This is a genomic window from Streptomyces sp. S186, assembly GCF_051603415.1.
In the GTDB taxonomy this organism is placed as follows: domain Bacteria; phylum Actinomycetota; class Actinomycetes; order Streptomycetales; family Streptomycetaceae; genus Streptomyces.
On record NZ_CP193932.1, the window covers coordinates 5,674,735 to 5,692,374 of the forward strand.

General features: G+C 74.0%; 12 protein-coding genes and 2 pseudogenes. 9 read left to right on the forward strand and 5 right to left on the reverse strand.

All coding sequences use genetic code 11. The annotated features are described in order from the left end of the window. Positions 1-235: 235 nt before the first annotated feature. On the reverse strand, positions 236-1,255 hold the full coding sequence (locus tag ACRAS8_RS24410) for a DUF3068 domain-containing protein (RefSeq protein WP_438488129.1): 1,020 nt from the start codon (positions 1,253-1,255) through the stop codon (positions 236-238). A gap of 339 nt (positions 1,256-1,594) precedes the next feature. On the opposite strand from ACRAS8_RS24410, the gene ACRAS8_RS24415 reads away from it, so the two are divergent. Together ACRAS8_RS24415 and ACRAS8_RS24420 are read left to right on the forward strand one after the other, a co-directional pair. Continuing rightward, positions 1,595-1,741 (forward strand): hypothetical protein, encoded by a 147-nt coding sequence (locus ACRAS8_RS24415; protein WP_438488130.1) that lies wholly within the window; start codon positions 1,595-1,597, stop codon positions 1,739-1,741. A gap of 9 nt (positions 1,742-1,750) precedes the next feature. Continuing rightward, positions 1,751-3,172: a helix-turn-helix domain-containing protein gene (locus ACRAS8_RS24420; RefSeq protein WP_438488131.1), complete on the forward strand. Its 1,422-nt coding sequence runs from the start codon at positions 1,751-1,753 to the stop codon at positions 3,170-3,172. A 46-nt stretch (positions 3,173-3,218) separates the two neighbouring features. On the opposite strand, the gene helR is transcribed toward ACRAS8_RS24420, so the two are convergent. Next, positions 3,219-5,378 (reverse strand): RNA polymerase recycling motor ATPase HelR, encoded by a 2,160-nt coding sequence (gene helR / locus ACRAS8_RS24425; protein WP_438488132.1) that lies wholly within the window; start codon positions 5,376-5,378, stop codon positions 3,219-3,221. Between the two features lie 528 nt (positions 5,379-5,906). Beyond that, positions 5,907-6,893 carry a GntR family transcriptional regulator gene (locus ACRAS8_RS24430; RefSeq protein ID WP_438488133.1) on the reverse strand — a complete coding sequence of 329 codons (987 nt, stop codon included), beginning with the start codon at positions 6,891-6,893 and terminating at the stop codon, positions 5,907-5,909. Between the two features lie 181 nt (positions 6,894-7,074). Here ACRAS8_RS24430 and ACRAS8_RS24435 point away from each other — a divergent pair, with 181 nt between their 5' ends. Then, positions 7,075-8,733, forward strand: coding sequence for an MFS transporter (locus ACRAS8_RS24435; RefSeq protein WP_438488134.1), 1,659 nt, complete (start codon positions 7,075-7,077; stop codon positions 8,731-8,733). Between the two features lie 2 nt (positions 8,734-8,735). Here the strand turns inward: ACRAS8_RS24435 and ACRAS8_RS24440 are convergent. Next, a pseudogene (locus ACRAS8_RS24440) lies at positions 8,736-9,360 on the reverse strand (mycothiol-dependent nitroreductase Rv2466c family protein). Between the two features lie 188 nt (positions 9,361-9,548). Continuing rightward, positions 9,549-10,052 carry a MarR family winged helix-turn-helix transcriptional regulator gene (locus ACRAS8_RS24445; RefSeq protein WP_438488135.1) on the reverse strand — a complete coding sequence of 168 codons (504 nt, stop codon included), beginning with the start codon at positions 10,050-10,052 and terminating at the stop codon, positions 9,549-9,551. Between the two features lie 85 nt (positions 10,053-10,137). On the opposite strand from ACRAS8_RS24445, the gene ACRAS8_RS24450 reads away from it, so the two are divergent. The 6 genes and pseudogenes from ACRAS8_RS24450 (at position 10,138) to ACRAS8_RS24475 (ending at position 17,569) form a co-directional block, all read left to right on the forward strand. Next, entirely contained in the window at positions 10,138-11,160 is a 1,023-nt protein-coding gene (locus ACRAS8_RS24450) for an NADP-dependent oxidoreductase (RefSeq protein WP_438488136.1), read from the forward strand. 257 nt (positions 11,161-11,417) lie between these two features. Further along, positions 11,418-11,867, forward strand: coding sequence for an ankyrin repeat domain-containing protein (locus ACRAS8_RS24455; protein ID WP_438488137.1), 450 nt, complete (start codon positions 11,418-11,420; stop codon positions 11,865-11,867). Positions 11,868-11,965: 98 nt separating this feature from the next. Then, positions 11,966-12,394 carry an organic hydroperoxide resistance protein gene (locus ACRAS8_RS24460; protein WP_438488138.1) on the forward strand — a complete coding sequence of 143 codons (429 nt, stop codon included), beginning with the start codon at positions 11,966-11,968 and terminating at the stop codon, positions 12,392-12,394. Positions 12,395-12,797: 403 nt separating this feature from the next. Beyond that, positions 12,798-13,799, forward strand: a complete 1,002-nt coding sequence (locus ACRAS8_RS24465; protein ID WP_438488139.1) for a LacI family DNA-binding transcriptional regulator — start codon at positions 12,798-12,800, stop codon at positions 13,797-13,799. Positions 13,800-14,005: 206 nt separating this feature from the next. Further along, on the forward strand, positions 14,006-15,643 hold the full coding sequence (locus ACRAS8_RS24470) for a sugar ABC transporter ATP-binding protein (RefSeq protein ID WP_438488140.1): 1,638 nt from the start codon (positions 14,006-14,008) through the stop codon (positions 15,641-15,643). Next, a pseudogene (locus tag ACRAS8_RS24475) lies at positions 15,633-17,569 on the forward strand (ABC transporter permease/substrate-binding protein). Before ACRAS8_RS24470 ends, ACRAS8_RS24475 begins: the two are co-directional and overlap by 11 nt. Positions 17,570-17,640 lie beyond the last annotated feature (71 nt).

Sequence of the window (17,640 nt, forward strand, 5' to 3'; positions counted from 1 at the left end):
GTACCGGCGGTGGGGGACGTACTGCGTGCTGAGTCGTGCGGGTCGTGCGGAGCATCGGGAGCGGCAGGCGGGGCGTACGGAGCGGTCGGCGGGTGTACGGGACGGACGGTGCGGGGGCGTACGGGGGGCGTGCGGGGCGTGTTCCCGGTGTGGGAGGCACAGTGTTCGCGGCGGGGCGGGCCCGCGGCTACTCACCGGGGTGACAAAATCCGCTCCGGTCCCGCCCGCCGCGTCGTCACGCCGCTGAGAACCGGCCACCGGACCGCCGGCCGCGGGCCACCAGCACCCCGCCGGCGACGGCGAGCACCCCGCCGGCCGCGGCCGCCGCCACCGGCAGGGTCCGCCCGGCCAGCGTCAGCTTGTCGCGGTCGGCCCGCGCCAGGGCGGTCTGGGCCCGCCGGGTGGCCGGGGTGAACGCCAGCTGCCGGACCCGCAGCAGCACCACCGCGTCCCGCCGGGCGCCGGGTGCCCGCAGCGTCTTGACCGGCGCGATCGACGCGTCGACGATCCGCCCGGTGCGCTCCTCGGCGACCAGGCTGATCCCGGTGTTCGCGTACCACTCCTCGGCCTGGATCTGGCCCTGACCGGGCCGGCCGACCAGCCGCCCGGGGACCTGCCGGGTGCCGGTGCGGGTGGCCGGCACGGTCCCCGTGAAGCGGTAGCCGGTGATCCCCGGCAGCCGGACGGTGCCGGCGAAGCGGAGCGGGACGGCCGCGCCGAGGGTGTCGTCCCACCAGCGGTAGGTCTTCTTCTCCAGCGCGAAGGGGAACTTGAGGTAGGCGTCCCCGTCGAAGCGGGTGGGGTACTCGCCGCAGCAGTGCACCGGGGCGTTGCTGCGCCGTTCGGTGACCCAGCGGCCGGTGGTCCACTGGAACGACCGGCGCGGGTCCGCGAGCGGCAGCGTCCGCGGGGTGTCCACCGTCGTGGACACGTCCCAGACCGCCCGCCCGCTCCGCCCGCTCGCCGCGACATCGCCCAGTACGTGCCGGGTGACGGTGATCCGCTGCCCGTCGCGGGTGGTCAGCGCGCCGGCGTCGAAGTAGCTGCCGGTGCCGGTGAAGACGGTGGTGACGTCCACGTCGACGGGGGTGACCGCGGCCCGCGGCGTCACGTACCAGGCCAGCAGCGGGGCCAGCACCAGCAGGAACACGCCGGCGCCCAGGAGGGCCAGGGAGAGCGGCGAGGCGGTACGGGCGGCGGGCGCGGGGGCCGTGGGGGACGCCGCGGAACGGCCGGAATATCGGGATCGGCGCATACGGGCACTCCTGGAAGCGGTGGGGGAACACGCCCTGGTGCACGTGCGGCGCCGCGACGCGGCGTCATGGGCCGGGAACGTAAGCGAACCCTTGACAGCGCGTCAATGCCCTTCCACACTCGGCAGGCACCACGACCGAAGCGGCGCCGCGCGGTGGGAACGCGGCACCGCCGCCGGTCCTCCGAGCCGTCGGACCCCGCGGGCCGCGGGGCCGCAGGGCCGCCCGCACCGCGGCCGCACACCTGTCGAATGTCGACGTGCTCCGCTGTGCCGCTCTCCGGTACCGGTTCGTGCCGTTCGCCCTCCGGTACCGGCTGCCGACGAAGGGATCGCCGCGCCATGCACCGCACGCTCGCCGCCGCGCTGACCGCGCTGGCCGCCGCCGCCCTGGCCGTGGGCGCCGCGCTGGGCATCGTCGCCGCCCTGCGGGCCACCCCCGAGCAGCCGAACGTGCCGCTGGTGACCTTCGGCCGGCCCGGCGCGTAGGGCCGCGTCGTGGTGGCCGCGGTCCGCTCGGCCTGGCGGGAGGTGCCGCCCCCTCAGGTGCACCGGTTCGCCGCCCTCGCCCTGGCGGAGGTCCCCGCGCTGGCGCAGGAGATCTTCCGGGAGATCCGCCGCGAGTACCCCCGACTGCCGGTGGTCCCGGACGAGTCGGGGGAGCCGCGGGCCCTGGTCGGCATCCGCCAGTCCCTGGAGCACTTCGTCGCGCACCTCACCGCCGGACCGGACCGGCCGCACGTCCACCCGCGCGTCTTCCAGGAGTTCGGCCGCGGCGAGGTCCTCCAGGGCCGCAGCCTGGACGTCCTCCAGGCGATCTACCGGCTGGGGGTGCGGCTGGCCTGGCGGCGGCTGGCGGAGATCGGCCAGCAGGTCGCCATTCCCGCGCCCGCCATGTACGAACTGGCCGAGTCCGGCTTCGAGTACCTCGACGGGCTGGTCGCCGAATCCGTCCGCGGCTATGCGGAGGCCGCCGCCCGCCAGGCCGGCGAACGGCTCCGGATGCAGCGCCGCCTGATGGACCAGCTGTTCGCGGAGCCGGACCGGGGCCCGGCCCCGGACCCGTATCTCCGGGAGGGAGCGCGCCGCCGACGGGACACCGCCGCGTACGGCCGCGCGCCCGGCTCCGCCTCCGCGTCCGCCGCCGTGCCCGGCCCCGCCTCCGCCGCCCCCCGCGCCGCCGAGCCCGTCGGGCTTCGCGCGGCGCCGCCCCCGCCCGCCCACGGGACCGGAGGCCCGTCCGACGGCCGGCACGGACACGGGAACCCGCACCCCCAACTCGCCGAACGCGCCCGGCTGATCGGCTGGCCGCTGCCCGAACGGGTCGCGGTGGCGGTGCTGCTGCGCCCGGACCGGGAGGCGGTCGCGCCCGCGGTGGCCGACGGGATCCTGCTCGACATGGAGTGCGAACGGCCCCGGCTGGTGGTGCCGGACCCGGACGCCCCCGGCCGCCGGGAACTGCTGGCGCGCGCCGCGGCCGGCTGGTCGGGCGCCATCGGCCCCACCGTGCCGCTGCCGGACGCCGGGAAGTCGCTGCGCTGGGCGGCCTCCGCGGTCGACCTGATGGAGCGCGGACTGCTGCCCGCCGGCGAACTCCTGCAGTGCACCGAGCACACCGAGGCACTGGTCCTGCTGCCGCCCGGCGAACTGATCGAGGACCTCACCCGCCGCCGGCTCGCCCCGCTCGACCACTGCGGCCCCACCCACGGCCGCCGCCTGGCCGAGACCCTGCTCGCCTGGCTGGAGACCCGCGGCGGCGCCCCCGAGATCGCCGCCCGCCTCGGCGTCCACCCGCAGACCGTCCGCTACCGCCTCCGCCAGATCCGCGAACTGTGGGGCCCCGACGTCGACGACCCCGACCGCCGCTTCGAACTCGAACTCGTTCTGCGGGCACGGAGGTTGCGCGGCGAACTCGGGTAGCCGACGGGACGCCTCATCTCCTCGGGATTCCGGAACTCGTCACGGCTCAGGAACTCGTCAGCACGACCAGCTGCCGCGTCGCCCGGGTCATCGCGACATAACGGTCCACCGCCCCCTCGATCCCCTCGCCGAACGTCTCCGGGTCGACGAGCACGACCAGGTCGAATTCGAGCCCCTTCGACAGCTCCGGGGTCAGCGACCGGACCCGGGGCCGCTCCCGGAACGCGGGCGCGCCGATGACGCACGCCGTCCCGTCGTCGTGCCCGGCGAGCCAGCCGTCGACGACGGCGTCCAGCTCCGCGACGTGCCCGTGGACGACGGGGATGCCGCTGCTGCGGATGGAGGCCGGCACGTTCGCGTCCGGCAGCGCGGCCCGGATCACCGGCTCGGCCGCCGCCATCACCTCCTCCGGCGTCCGGTAGTTGATGCTCAGGGACGCCACCTCGATCCGGTCGAGCCCGATCCGTTCGAGCCGCTCCCGCCACGACTCGGTGAAGCCGTGCCGGGCCTGGGCCCGGTCCCCGACGAGGGTGAAGCTCCGGGACGGGCAGCGCAGCAGCAGCATCTGCCACTCGGCGTCGGTCAGTTCCTGGGCCTCGTCCACGACGATGTGCGCGAACGGGCCGGCGAGCCGGTCCGGGTCGGTGCCGGGCAGCGCATCGGCGTCGATCAGGCTGTCCTGGAGGTCGCGGCCGCGCAGCATCGTCACCGCGCCCTCGCCGTCGGCGTCGGCGGCGACGATGTTGTCGATCACGTCGGCCATACGGGCGCGTTCGGCGGCGACGGCGGCCCGGTGCCGGTGCCGGCGGCGAGCCGTCTCCGGGTCGCCGAGCCGCTGCCGGGCCGCGTCCAGCAGCGGCAGGTCGGACACCGTCCACGCCTGGGGCGCCGCCTTGCGCTGGAGCCTGCGCACCTCGTCGCGGTCGAGCCAGGGCGCACACATCCGCAGATACGCCGGGACCGACCACAGGTCTCCTACGAGGTCGGCCGGGTCCAGCAGCGGCCAGGCACGGTTGAGCGTGGTGACCAGCTCCTCGTCGTGCCGCAGTGACCGGCGGAGCCGGTCGGGCGAGATGCCGCGCTCGTCGCCGCCGAGCTTGTCCAGCAGGATCGCGACCAGCTCGTCCCAGATCTGCTCGCGCGCCTCGTTGTGCGGAGTGCCCGGGCCCGGCGCGTCGAACGCCTCGGCCCAGTCGTCGGCGCTCAGCCGGACATCGGCCCAGTCGGTCGTGACGGTCATGCCCTCGGCGGGTGGCTCCTCGTAGAACCGCACGGCCGTCTCGATCGCCCGCACCATGTCCGCGGACGACTTCAGCCGGGCCACCTCCGGGTCGGGCTCGTCGGCCGCGCCGGCGCCCTCGGCGACGAGGTCCCGCAGGGTGCAGATCTGCACGCCCTCCTCCCCGAGGCTGGGCAGGACGTCGGCGACATAGGCGAGATAGGGCTGGTGCGGACCGACGAACAGTACGCCGCCCCTGCGGTGCCCGAGGCGGGGGTCGGAGTAGAGGAGGTAGGCGGAGCGGTGCAGCGCGACGACGGTCTTGCCCGTGCCGGGGCCGCCGTCGACGACCAGCGCGCCGCGGGAGCCCGCCCGGATGACGGCGTCCTGGTCGGCCTGGATCGTGGTCAGCACGTCGCGCATCCGCGGCGACCGGCTGCTGCCCAGGCTAGCGATGAAGGCTGACTGGTCGTCGAGCGCGGCATGCCGTTCCAGCCCGTCGGCGGTGAACACCTCGTCCCAGTAGTCGCTGATCCGGCCGCCGGTCCAGCGGTATCTGCGGCGGCTGGCCAGCCCCATCGGGTGGGCGTGGGTCGCCGCGAAGAACGGTTCGGCGGCGGGGGAGCGCCAGTCGAGCAGCAGCCGGCGCCCCGCGCCGTCGGTGAGGCCGAGCCGTCCGACGTACACGGGCTCGGGGTCGTCGGCGCGGACCATGTGGCCGAGGCACAGATCGAGACCGAAGCGGCGCAGGGCGCGCAGCCGGCCGGTCAGCCGGTGGATCTCCAGGTCCCGGTCCATGGCCTGCCGGCCGACGCCGCCGGGCGCCCGGCGTTCCGCGTCGAGACGGTCGGACAGTTCGGCGATGGCCGCATCGAGGCTCTCCGCGAGGGCCGCGAAGTGCTTCTCGTCGCCGGCGATCAGCGCCGGGTCGGCCTTGGCCGCGAGGCGCTCGGGAAGCCCGAACGCGCTGGTGGTCAGGGAACTCATGCGATCAGCCCCGCTTCCGGGTCCGTCGCGCTACCGGAGTGCGCCGACGTGCACAGCCGCGTCTCTGTCTCCGCCGTCTCCGCCGTCTTTGTCTCCGCCGTCTTCGTCTCCGCCGTCTTCGTCTCCGCCGTCTTCGTCTCCGCCGTCTTCGTCTCCGCCGTCTTCGTCTCCGCGGCGCCGGGCGACCGCCACGGCACCGCGAGCCCCACCACGGGCCCGACGCAGGCCCTCCGCCCCAAGTCAGGCAATACCGCACGCACTTCGCGAGCCCCCCGTTTCCGCAGCTACCGGCTTAGGCCAGCGATTGTGCGGCACGACCAGGGCCTTGCCGCAAGGCCCCCTGTGCGCTATACGTTGAGAGTGGCGAGGAGCGCGAAGGTCTCCTTGCCTTTTCTTGTGTGTGCACTTGCGGGTGTTCTTGTGCGCGTGGAAACACCTCGTTGTGCGCGCGGAATACCTCCCCTCCCCGCCGCGTTGTGGCCCCGCAGGGGGCGCGCGCATCCCCTACGGGATCCGTTCGCCCCCGCCCTAGGTACCCCGGACCCCTTGGGCGCCCCGCCCCCGCGCCGCCCGCCCCTCGACCACCATCGCCATCCCGTCCAGCAGTCGCGCCAGCCCGAACTCGAAGAGCGAGTCCAGGGTCACCGCGTCCTCCTCCAGCCCGTCCACCGCCGCGTACATGGGATACCCGCCGGACCGCAGAATGCGCTCGTAGGCCGGTTCCATGGCCGCCATCCACTGGTTCCGGTCCATTCCGGTGTGCTGCTCGGCCTCCAGGTCGTCCTCGAAACCCGCGGCGGCGGCGCGTACGTGGTTCAGCAGCGTCACCGCCATGTGCAGCAGCGTCACCGGATCCACCCCCTCGACCCGCGCCATGGTCCACTCGATGAGCGCCATCGCCCGCGGCATCGGCTGTGGCCGGCTGATCGACAGGTACGCGGCGAGCCAGGGGTGCCGCCGGTAGAGCGCCCACTGCAGGCGGGCGCCCGCCTCCATCCGGGCCCGCCAGCCGGCCGGCGCCGGATCCGGCGTCCGCACCTCGGCGAACGCGGCGTCCGCCATCAGCATCACCAGCTCGTCCTTGCCGCCCACATGGCGGTAGAGCGCCATCGAGGAGACCCCGAACGCGGCCGCCACCCGGCGCATCGACAGCGCACGCAGCCCCTCCGCGTCGGCGACCTCGATCCCGGCCCGGACGATCCGCTCGCGGGTCAGCGTGCCGTCGCCCTCCCGGGGCCGCCGCCCCCTCGGCGCCTCCTCGGGCGCGGCCCCCGAAGTCCCCGCCCCCTTGGCCGGTTCTGCGACCACCGTTCCCACTCCCGGTACGACCCGTACGACGCCCTCCTGGCGCAGCGCGGCCAGTGCCTTGGTGGCGGTCGCCATCGCCACACCCCATTCCTGGGTGATCCGCCGGGTCGACGGCACTCGGGCGCCCGGGGCCAGTTCGCCGGCGTCGACGCGCGCCCGGATCGCGTCCGCGATCCGTCGGTAGGGCGGTGGTGCGGACTGGTTCACGCGGCGACCTCCGTACTAGTGCACCCACAGGAAATCCCCGGGGTTTACCGGGGCTTTGAGCGTAGCAGCGCCGCTGTCACCGGCCGGGCCAGCTCTCAGGTGCACTAGTGTGATGCAGTCCCAATTCCCATGTGCGGTAAGAGGTTTGTGCCGTAAACCCAGTGTGCTTACGCTGTCGGGCATGTCGTTTACCGCGTATACTTCCGAGGTGCCGGGTGCGCCGACCCCGACGCCGAAACCGACCGCGGGCCGCCGGGAGTGGACCGCCCTGGTCGTCCTCCTGCTGCCCTGCCTGCTCGTCTCGATGGACGTCTCGGTGCTCTACTTCGCCGTTCCGTTCCTGACGGCCCAACTGGAGCCCGGCGCCGTCCAGCAGCTGTGGATCCTCGATGTCTACGGCTTCGTCCTCGCCGGCCTCCTGATCACCATGGGCGCGCTCGGCGACCGCATCGGCCGCCGCCGGCTGCTGCTGTCCGGTGCCGTCCTCTTCGGACTCGCCTCCTGCCTCGCCGCCTACGCGCAGAGCGCCGAGATGCTCATCGCCGCCCGGGCGCTGCTCGGCGTCGGCGGCGCCACCCTGATGCCGTCCACCCTCGCCCTGATCCGCAACCTCTTCCTCGACGCGCGGCAGCGCGGCAAGGCCGTCGCCATCTGGTCCGCCGCGGTGACCGGCGGGATCGCCCTCGGCCCGGTGCTCAGCGGGGCGCTGCTGGAGCACTTCTGGTGGGGCTCGGTCTTCCTGGTCAACACCCCTGCGATGGCCCTGCTGTTGCTCTGCGGGCCGCTGCTGCTCCCGGAGTTCCGTAACCGCGCCGCCGGCCGCTTCGACCTCCTGGGGTCGGCGCTCTCCCTGGCGGCGATGCTGCCCGCGATCTACGGCATCAAGGAGATCGCCCGGAACGGCGTGGCCGCACTGCCCGTCGCAGCCCTGGCAGTCGGTGCGCTGGCGGCCGCGGCCTTCGTCCAGCGGCAGCGCACCGCCCGCCACCCCATGCTGGATCTGGAGCTCTTCCGGAACCGCGGGTTCAGCGGCTCGGTCCTGATGAACCTGCTGGCGATGTTCGCGGTCGTCGGCTGCGCGGTGTTCTTCACCCAGTACCTCCAGGCCGTACGGGGCATGAGCCCGCTGCGGGCGGCGCTGTGGAACCTGCTGCCGACCCTTGCCGTCGGCGGGATGGCGCCGCTGTCCGCGGTGCTCGCCCGCCGGCTGGACCGGGCCTTCGTCCTCGCCCTCGGCTTCGCCGTCGCGGCCGGCGGCTTCGGGTGGCTGTCCTGGCTGGAGCCGTCCTCGCCGCTGTGGTTCGTCCTGGGCGGATCCGCGGTCTACGCCTCCGGATCGGTGGTGGTGATGTCGCTCGGCAACGAACTGGCCCTCGGCGCCGCACCGCCGGAGCGGGCGGGCTCCGCCTCGGCGCTGCTGGAGTCGGGCACCGAACTGGGCGGTGCCCTGGGCATGGCGATCCTCGGCACCATAGGGAGCGCGGTCTACCGGGACGACATCCGGGGCGCGCTGCCCGCCGGTCTCCCGGATCAGGCCGCCGGGACGGCGCAGGAAACCCTGGCCGGCGCGCTCGCGGTCGCCGCCCGGATTCCGGGCCGGGCCGGTGACGCGCTGGTGGCGGCCGCCCGGGACGCCTTCACGCACGGACTGCACGCCGCCGTGCTGTGCGCCGCGGGTGTGATGGCCGCGGCGGCCGTCCTGGCGGTGGCGCTGCTGCGCGGCATGGGGACGGCACGGGTCGCGGCGAAGGCAGGGGAGACGAGAGAGACGGCGACGGGGAAGACGGGGGCGGCGACGGGCGGCGCCTCCGAGGACGCCGCCCCCGTCGCCGTCAACTGACGTCAGCTGAAGTCGAATTCGCCGGTGCGGGTCCGCTTCAGTTCGAAGAACCGGTCGTAGCCGGCGAGCAGCCGGGCGCCGTCGAAGACCCGTACCGCGTCCTCGCCCCGCGGGATCGACATCAGGACCGGGCCGAAGAAGGCCACCCCGTCGATGTGGATCGTGGGCGTGCCGACGTCCTCGCCCACCGGGTCCATGCCCTCGTGGTGGCTCTTGCGCAGCGCGTCGTCGTAGGCGTCCGTCTCCGCGGCGCGCGCCAGCCCGGCGGGCAGCCCGACCTCGGCGAGCGCCTCCTCGATGACGGTCGCGGTGTCCTCCCGGCCCTCCTTGTGGATACGGGTGCCGAGCGCGGTGTACAGGTCGCGCAGCACCTCCTCCCCCGTGCTCCTGGGCGGCCGCGATGCACACCCGCACCGGACCCCAGCCGGCGTCCAGCAGTTCGCGGTACTTCTCGGGGAGGTCCTCGCGGCCCTCGTTGAGCACGGACAGGCTCATCACCCGGAACCGCAGGTCGATGTCCCGTCGGCGCTCCACCTCCAGGATCCAGCGGGAGGAGATCCAGGCGAACGGGCAGATGGGGTCGAAGTAGAAGTCAACGGAGTGCCGGGTGGGGCTCTGGTGCGTCATGCGGTCCAGATTAGGGCGTCACCGGCCCGGTCGGCTGGGACACTCCGCCGCCGTATGTCTGGGCCAATTCGGCTGCCGTGCGGCTGGCCACCGCCCCCACCCGCCGGCCTTCCCGGCCTGCCGCCTCAGCTCAAGCGCCGCCCGCCGCGCCCGCTTTCCCGGCCTCCCGCCTCGGTTTGCCCTCCCGCCTACCGCGCTGTGCCGGCCTTCCCCGCCCGCCCGGTGTCGCCCGCGTCCCCGCCCGCCTCGTCCGCCTCGTCTGCTTCCGGTGCGACGCCCAGCATGCGTTGGAGCAGCTCCTTGAGCAGGGTGCGCTCGGCGACCGTCAGTCGGCCGAGCGGCTGGCGGGCGAAGTCCAGCGACGTGCGCAGCCGCTCGGCCGTCTCCCGGCCGTCGGGGGTCGGCACGGCCAGCTTGACCCGGCGGTCGGCCGGATCGGGGCGGCGCTCCACCAGGCCGCGGGACTCCAGGCGGTCCACGATGCCGGTCACGTTGGACGGCTCGCACTTCAGGCACTGGGCGAGCTTGCGCATCGGCATCGGCTCCATCACCAGCATCCTCAGCAGCCGGGCCTGGGCGCCCGTGAGGGAGTGCTCGGCCGCGGCGCGCTCGTACTCCTCGTGGTAGCGGGCGACGACGGTGCCGATGAGATCGACGACCTCGACGGTCAGCGGGTCTGGGAGCGCAGTCATACACACCAGGATACCCAATTGCTTGACAAGGTGAAATGTTCAGCTGCATCATTGTTTCAGCACCTGAAGCATTTGGAGGATCACGATGTCCGCACCGCTGCCGACGACCAGCCGCGAATGGCACCTCGTCGCCCGCCCGCAGGGCTGGCCCACCCCCGACGACTTCGCGCTCCGTGAGGCTGCGCTGCCCGAGCTCGCCGACGGCCAGATCCTCGTCAAGAACCTCTACTTCTCCGTCGACCCGTACATGCGCGGCCGGATGAACGACGTGAAGTCCTACGTCCCGCCCTTCCAGCTCGACCAGCCGATGGACGGCGGCGCGATCGGCGAGGTCCTCGCCTCGCGGGCCGACGGCTTCGCGGCCGGTGATCACGTCCTGCACGGCCTCGGCTGGCGCGAGCACGCCGTCCTCGGCGCCGACCGCGCCGCCAAGGTGGACGCCTCGCTCGCCCCGCTCACCGCCTACCTCGGCGTTCTCGGCATGCCCGGCCTGACCGCGTACTCGGGCCTGCTGGCGGTCGCCGAGTTCAAGGAGGGCGACGCCGTCTTCGTCTCCGGCGCGGCCGGCGCGGTGGGCAGCCAGGTCGGGCAGATCGCCCGCCTCAAGGGCGCCTCCCGGGTCATCGGCTCCGCCGGCTCCGACGAGAAGGTCCGGCTGCTCACCGAGGAGTACGGCTTCGACGCCGCCTTCAACTACAAGAACGGCGACGTCACCGAGCAGCTCAAGGCCGCCGCCCCCGACGGCATCGACGTCTACTTCGACAACGTCGGCGGCGACCACCTCGAAGCCGCCATCAGCGCGCTCAACGTCCACGGCCGTGCCGCCATCTGCGGCATGATCTCGATGTACAACGCCACCGAGCCGAGCTGCGCCCCGCGCAACCTCCCGCTGGTGATCGGCAAGCGCCTCCGCCTGGAGGGCCTGCTGGTCAGCGACCACCAGGCGCTCCGGCCGCAGTTCGTCGAGGAGGTCTCCGCCTGGATCCGCTCCGGCGAGCTGAAGTACAGCGAGACCAAGGTCCCCGGCATCGAGAACGGCGTCGAGGCGTTCCTCGGCATGCTCCGCGGCACCAACACCGGCAAGATGATCGTGAGCCTGACGGACTGAGACCGGCGCTCGGACGGAGGCCGGGAGGCCCGGAAGCCGGGAGGCGCGGCGGCCGGCGGGTGCGCTCCCCTGGTCGCCGGCCCCGGCCCTGGGCCTCCGGCCTCTTGGCCGCCGGGTCCCCGGCCTCCGTCCGCCCGCTTCCCCGGCTTGCTCGTCACGGGGCGAACTCCCGTGCAACCGTACCTGCTTCGCGTCGGCCGTACCGCCCGCCCCCACGGGCGCCCGCCTGTGGGGGTGTAGGCCGTAACCTCGCCCGCATGAACAACCGGAAGCGCAAGAAGCTCGCCGAACGCCTTGTCGCGGCAGCGGCGTTGGCGAGGGTCGCCCACGTGACGGCGCTGCTGCGGGCCGGGGCCGATCCGGCGGTGGCCGACGCCGACGGCACCACCCCGCTGTACGCGGCGTCCGTGCACGGTGACGCCGACAGCGTCCGCGCACTCCTGGCGGCGGGCGCGCCACCCGACGCCGAGAGCGGGCACGGCGAGCAGGGCACCCCGCTGTGCGCCGCCGCCTGCTGGGGCCATGCCGCGGCGGTCCGCGAACTCCTCACACACGGCGCCGACCCGCAACTCCGCGAGGACCACGGCACGGGTCTCGCGCCGCTGGACTGGGCGCTGGCCGGGCCGCACCCGGAAACGGCCGCCCTGCTCCGGGCCGCCGGCGCCGTGCCCACCCGCGCGCCGGCCGATCCGGCCTCCGCACTGTGAGACTCGCCTCCCGCCGGGCGGCGTCCGCCCGTTAGGCTCCTCGGCAAGCCGTCGCGATACGTGGGCGCGAGTCGCGGCGAACCACAGGAGGATCCGGTATGTCCATCCAGCCCGTCGACGTCGTCTACACCGCCGTCGCCACCGCCGAGAACGGCCGCGACGGCCGCGTCGCCAGCGACGACGGCAAGCTCGACGTCATCGTCAACCCGCCCAAGGAGCAGGGCGGAAGCGGTGCCGGCACCAACCCGGAGCAGCTCTTCGCGGCCGGCTACAGCGCCTGCTTCCAGGGCGCGCTCAGCGTCGTCGCCCGCCGGGAGAACGCCGACGTCTCCGGCTCCCGGGTGACCGCCAAGGTCGGCATCGGCAAGACCCCGGACGGTGCCTTCGGCCTCGCGGTGGAGATCGTCGCCTCGATCCCCACCGTCGACGCGGCCACCGCCAAGGACCTCGTGGAGAAGGCGCACCAGGTGTGCCCCTACTCCCACGCCACCCGCGGCAACATCGAGGTCAGGCTGGCCGTCGCCTGACGGACCCGGGCGGACAGAGCGACCCAGGCGGTCGGACAGGACGAGCCAGGTGGCCGGACGGGACGACCCAGGTGGTCAGGGCGATCGAGGCAGCCGGGGTGAGCGAGGTCGCGGAGCTTGCCGGGCAAGCGAGGCCGCCCAGTCCGCCGGCGCGGCCTCAGCGGTCTGCAGCGCCGCATCCGGCATCGGCACACCATCGGCACACGGAGGGCCGCACCCCGCGACGGGGCGCGGCCCTCCGCCGTTCCGCATCGCTCGACCAGGCCCGGCCACGCCCCGTCCGGCGCCCCCTGTGACGCAGGCCACCTTCACCGAGCCTTGACGCCTCACCCGCGTAATCGATTACGTAGCCCTCGCGCGGTACGCGTAATCGATTACACACCGGCAGGACGGCAACGGAGCCATGGCGAACATCAAGGACGTGGCGGAGCGGGCGGGGGTCTCCGTCGCCACCGTCTCCCGGGTCCTCAACGGCAACAGCCCGGTCGCCGAGACCCGCGAGCGGGTGCTCGCCGCCGTCCGGGAACTGGGCTACCGGCCCAACAACGTCGCCCGCGCCCTGCGCACCGCACGGACCGGCGCGCTCGGACTGGTGATCAGCGACCTCACCAACCCCTTCTTCACCGAGCTGGCCGACGCCGTCGAGGACGCCGCCCGGGGCCTGGGCTACAGCCTCGTCATCGGCAACGCCGGCGAACGCCCCGCCCAGCAGGACGACTACATCCGCACCCTGCTGGACCGCCGGATCGACGGCCTGCTCGTCAGCTCGGCCGGCACCGGTTCGGCGATGCTCCGCGAGGCCGTCGCCTCCGGCACCCCGCTCGTCCTGCTGGACCGCGCCGTTCCCGGCATCGACGCCCCCTGCGTCCGCGCCGACGGCCGGGCCGCGCTCACCGACCTCGCCGCCCACCTCGCCGCCCTCGGCCGCCGTCGCCCCGCGATCATCGTCGCCCCCGCCGGCACCCCCACCGGCGACGAGCGCCTGGAACTCTTCCGCACGGCCCTGGCCGGCCACGGCATCGCGCTCCCCGACGAGCGGGTCGGCGCCACCCCCGATCTCCAGCCCAGCGGCGGCCGCCGGGTGATGAGCGGCTTCCTCGACCTCCCCGAACCACCGGACGCGGTGCTGGCCACCGACAACCTGATGGCGCTCGGCGCGATGGACGAACTCCGCGCCCGCGGCCTGCGGGTCCCCGACGACATGGCGCTGGTGGTCTACGACGACGTGCCGTGGTTCGCGCACACCGACCCGCCGCTGACCGCCATTGCCCAGCCCACCCGCGACCTCGGCCGGGCCGCCGTGCAGACCCTGCTGGAACGCATCGAGGGCCGCCCCGCCGAGTCGGTCCTGCTGCCCGCCCGGCTGGTGCGGCGCCGCTCCTGCGGCGAAGCGCCCGCCCGCTGACCGCACCCGCCCGCCGGCCCGGCCGACCATCCCGACGGACCCGCTCCCCCGACCCACCGTCCCACCTGTCCTATACGGCCCATACAGCCCGTGCAGCTCATACGGCTCATGCGGGCCATGCGGCCCATACGACCCGAGGGCCCGCCACCACCACACCGTCCGAGACCACCCGCCCGAGGAACACACCGAGGAGAGAGGGGCAGCGCATGACCGGCGTCAACGACGACGTACCGGACGGCCGCGAACTGCTGCGCGTCGAGGGGGTGACCAAGGCGTTCCCCGGCGTCCGCGCGCTGGACGGCGTCGAGCTGAGCCTGCGCGCCGGCGAGGTGCACGTACTGCTCGGCGAGAACGGGGCCGGCAAGAGCACCCTGATCAAGATGCTCTCCGGCGCCCACCGCCCCGACGCCGGCCGCATCCTCGTCCACGGGGGCCCGGACGGCGCGGCCGACGGGCTCCGCGAGGTGCGGATCCGCTCCGCGCAGGACGCCGAACGGCTCGGAATCGCCACCATCTACCAGGAGTTCAACCTCGTCCCCGGCCTGACCGTCGCCGAGAACATCTTCCTCGGCCGCCAGCCGCGCACCGCCTTCGGCCTGGTCGACCGGAAGACCATGCGGGCCCGCGCCGCCGAACTGCTGCGCCGCGTGCGCCTCGACGTCTCCCCGAACACCCCGGTCGCCGAACTCGGCATCGCCCGGCTCCAGATGGTGGAGATCGCCAAGGCGCTCAGCCTGGACGCCCGCGTCCTGATCATGGATGAGCCGACCGCGGTGCTCACCTCCGAAGAGGTACAGACGCTCTTCGGCATCGTCCGCGAACTGCGCGCCTCCGGTGTCGGCATCATCTTCATCACCCACCACCTCGACGAGATCGGCGCGCTCGGCGACCGCGTCACCGTCCTGCGCGACGGCCGCTCGGTCGCCGAGGTGCCGGCCGGTACCGGTGAGGACGAACTGATCCGGCTGATGGTCGGCCGGGACATCGCCGAGCAGTACCCGCGCCGCCGCCCCGACGCACCGGGCGCGCCGCTGCTGCGGGTGCGGGGCCTGACCCGCCGCGGCGCCCGGGGCACCGGCGGCGCTCCGGCCCGGCCGGTCTTCGAGGGCGTCGACTTCGACGTCCGGGCCGGGGAGGTGGTCGGGCTGGCCGGACTGGTCGGCGCCGGCCGCACCGAGGTCGCCCGGGCCGTCTTCGGCGTGGACCGTTACGACGCCGGCACCGTCGAGGTGGCCGGTGAGCCGCTGCCCCGCGGCGACGTCCGGGCCGCCATGCGGGCCGGACTGGGGCTCGTCCCCGAGGACCGCAAGAGCCAGGGCCTGGTCCTGGACGCCTCGCTGCAGGACAACCTGACGCTGGCCCGGCTCGACCGGGACACCCGCGGCGGGCTCGTTGACCGGCGCGGCCAGCGGCGCCGGGCGGCCGCCGTCGCCGAGCAGTTGAAGGTGCGGATGAGCGGGCTGGGCCAGCACGCCCGCACCCTCTCCGGCGGCAACCAGCAGAAGATCGTCATCGGCAAGTGGCTGCTGGCCGAGACCCGGCTGCTGATCCTGGACGAGCCGACGCGCGGCATCGACGTCGGCGCCAAGGTCGAGATCTACCGGCTCGTCAACGAGTTGACGGCGGCCGGCTGCGGAGTGCTGATGATCTCCAGCGACCTGCCCGAGGTGCTCGGCATGAGCGACCGGGTGCTGGTGATGGCACAGGGCCGGCTGACCGGCGAACTCCCCGCCGACCAGGCCACCCAGGACGCCGTGATGGAGCTGGCGCTCCGGACCCCGCACGGCGCTTCCGACGGCACGCATACCCACGAGAGCGCGATGGAGGGCTCCGATGTCCGCTGAACTGAAGACGGCAGCCGTCCCCGAGGCGGCGGGCGGTGGCCCGGCCCCGGGCGGCCTCGGGCCGTGGTTCTCCCGGGCCGTGCTGCGCAACGGCCCGCTCGGCGGCCTGCTCGCCCTGGTCGTGGTGATGGCCGCGCTGTCGCGTGACTTCCTCAACGGTCAGAACCTCCTCAATGTCGGCGTCCAGGCATCGGTCACCGCGATCCTGGCCTTCGGCGTCACCTTCGTGATCGTCTCGGCCGGCATCGACCTGTCCGTCGGCTCGGTCGCCGCCCTGTCGGCCACCGTCGTCGCCTGGGCCGCCACCGACCAGGGACTGCCGGTCTGGCTCGCGGTGCCGCTGGGCCTCGCGGTCGGCGCGGGCGCGGGCCTGCTCTCCGGCGCCCTGGTCGCCTACGGACGCCTGCCCGCCTTCATCGCCACCCTGGCGATGCTGTCCGTCGGGCGCGGCCTGGCGCTGGTCATCTCCGGCGGCTCGCCGATCCCCTTCCCCGGATCCGTCAACGCGCTCGGCGACACCCTGGGCGACTGGCTGCCGGTGCCCGTCCTCGTCATGATCGCGATGGGGCTGGTCGCCGCGCTGATCCTGGCCCGTACCTACTCCGGCCGCGCGATGTTCGCGATCGGCGGCAACGAGGAGGCGGCCCGTCTCTCCGGCATCGACGTCAGGCGCCGCAAGCTCGTGATCTACGCGCTCTCCGGGCTGTTCGCCGCCGTCGCCGGCATCGTGCTGGCGGCCCGGCTCACCTCCGCCCAGCCACAGGCCGCCGGCGGTTACGAGCTCGACGCCATCGCCGCCGTCGTCATCGGCGGCGCCAGCCTCTCCGGCGGCTCCGGCAAGGCGTCCGGCACCCTGATCGGCGCGCTGATCCTCGCCGTGCTGCGCAACGGCCTCAACCTGCTGAGCGTCTCGGCCTTCTGGCAGCAGGTCGCCACCGGCCTGGTGATCGCGCTCGCGGTCCTCCTGGACACGCTGCGGCGAAGGAGCGCGCGATGAGGCGGCGCACGGCGACGCGGCGCACGGCACTGCTCGGCGCGGCCCTCGCGGTAGGCGCCCTCGCCCTGGCCGGCTGCGACCGCGGCGGCGACACCGACCTCGGCCTGGCCCTGTCCACGATGAACAACCCCTTCTTCGTCGGCATCAAGAAGGGCGCGCAGGCCGAGGCGGACGCCCGGGGGCTGCACATCAACATCACCGACGCGCAGAACGACCCGATGCAGCAGATCAACCAGATGGAGACCTTCACCAGCCAGCAGGTGAAGGCGGCCATCATCAACCCGGTGGACTCCGACGCCGCCGTCCCGGCCGTCGGCGTCGCCAACCGCGCCAGGGTGCCGGTGATCTCCATCGACCGCGGCGTCAACGGCGGGCAGGTCGGCTCGACCCTCGCCTCCGACAACGTCGCCGGCGGCCGGCTCGCCGCGAAGACCCTCGCCGAGGCGCTCGGCGGCCGGGGCAAGGTGGCCTTCCTCGAAGGCCGGCCCGGTACCTCCGCCGCCCGCGAACGCGGCCAGGGCTTCGAGGAGGGCATGCGGCAGTACCCCGGAATCGAGGTCGTCGCCCGGCAGCCCGCGGACTTCGACCGCACCAAGGGCATGGACGTGATGTCCAATATGCTCCAGGCGCACCGCGACCTCGCCGGGGTGTTCGCCGCCAATGACGAGATGGCACTCGGCGCCGCCAAGGCACTGGGGGCCCGCTCCGGCGAGGATGTGAAGGTGGTGGCGTTCGACGGAACCCCGGACGGAGTCCGGGCCGTCCGTGCCGGCACCCTCACCGCCACCGTCGCCCAGCAGCCCGAACTCCTCGGCAGGCAGGCCGTGGACTGGGCGCTGAAGGCGGCCCGCGGGGAGCGGCTGCCGCAGACCGTCAGGGTGCCGGTGGTGCTGGTGACGGCGGCCAACGCCGCCCGGTTCGGCGGCTGACCGCGCCGCCGGGCGGCACCGGGGCAGCACACCGCCGCCGGCGCCCGCCGGGCGGCGACACGCAGGAAGAA

Bases quoted from the DNA above. Each gene is read 5' to 3' on its own strand.
- ACRAS8_RS24445 (WP_438488135.1), bottom strand. From the start codon at position 10,052: ATGACTGCGCTCCCAGACCCGCTGACCGTCGAGGTCGTCGATCTCATC.
- ACRAS8_RS24450 (WP_438488136.1), top strand. From the start codon at position 10,138: ATGTCCGCACCGCTGCCGACGACCAGCCGCGAATGGCACCTCGTCGCC.
- ACRAS8_RS24470 (WP_438488140.1), top strand. From the start codon at position 14,006: ATGACCGGCGTCAACGACGACGTACCGGACGGCCGCGAACTGCTGCGC.
- ACRAS8_RS24465 (WP_438488139.1), top strand. From the start codon at position 12,798: ATGGCGAACATCAAGGACGTGGCGGAGCGGGCGGGGGTCTCCGTCGCC.
- helR (WP_438488132.1), bottom strand. From the start codon at position 5,378: ATGAGTTCCCTGACCACCAGCGCGTTCGGGCTTCCCGAGCGCCTCGCG.
- ACRAS8_RS24415 (WP_438488130.1), top strand. From the start codon at position 1,595: ATGCACCGCACGCTCGCCGCCGCGCTGACCGCGCTGGCCGCCGCCGCC.
- ACRAS8_RS24410 (WP_438488129.1), bottom strand. From the start codon at position 1,255: ATGCGCCGATCCCGATATTCCGGCCGTTCCGCGGCGTCCCCCACGGCC.
- ACRAS8_RS24460 (WP_438488138.1), top strand. From the start codon at position 11,966: ATGTCCATCCAGCCCGTCGACGTCGTCTACACCGCCGTCGCCACCGCC.
- ACRAS8_RS24435 (WP_438488134.1), top strand. From the start codon at position 7,075: ATGTCGTTTACCGCGTATACTTCCGAGGTGCCGGGTGCGCCGACCCCG.
- ACRAS8_RS24455 (WP_438488137.1), top strand. From the start codon at position 11,418: ATGAACAACCGGAAGCGCAAGAAGCTCGCCGAACGCCTTGTCGCGGCA.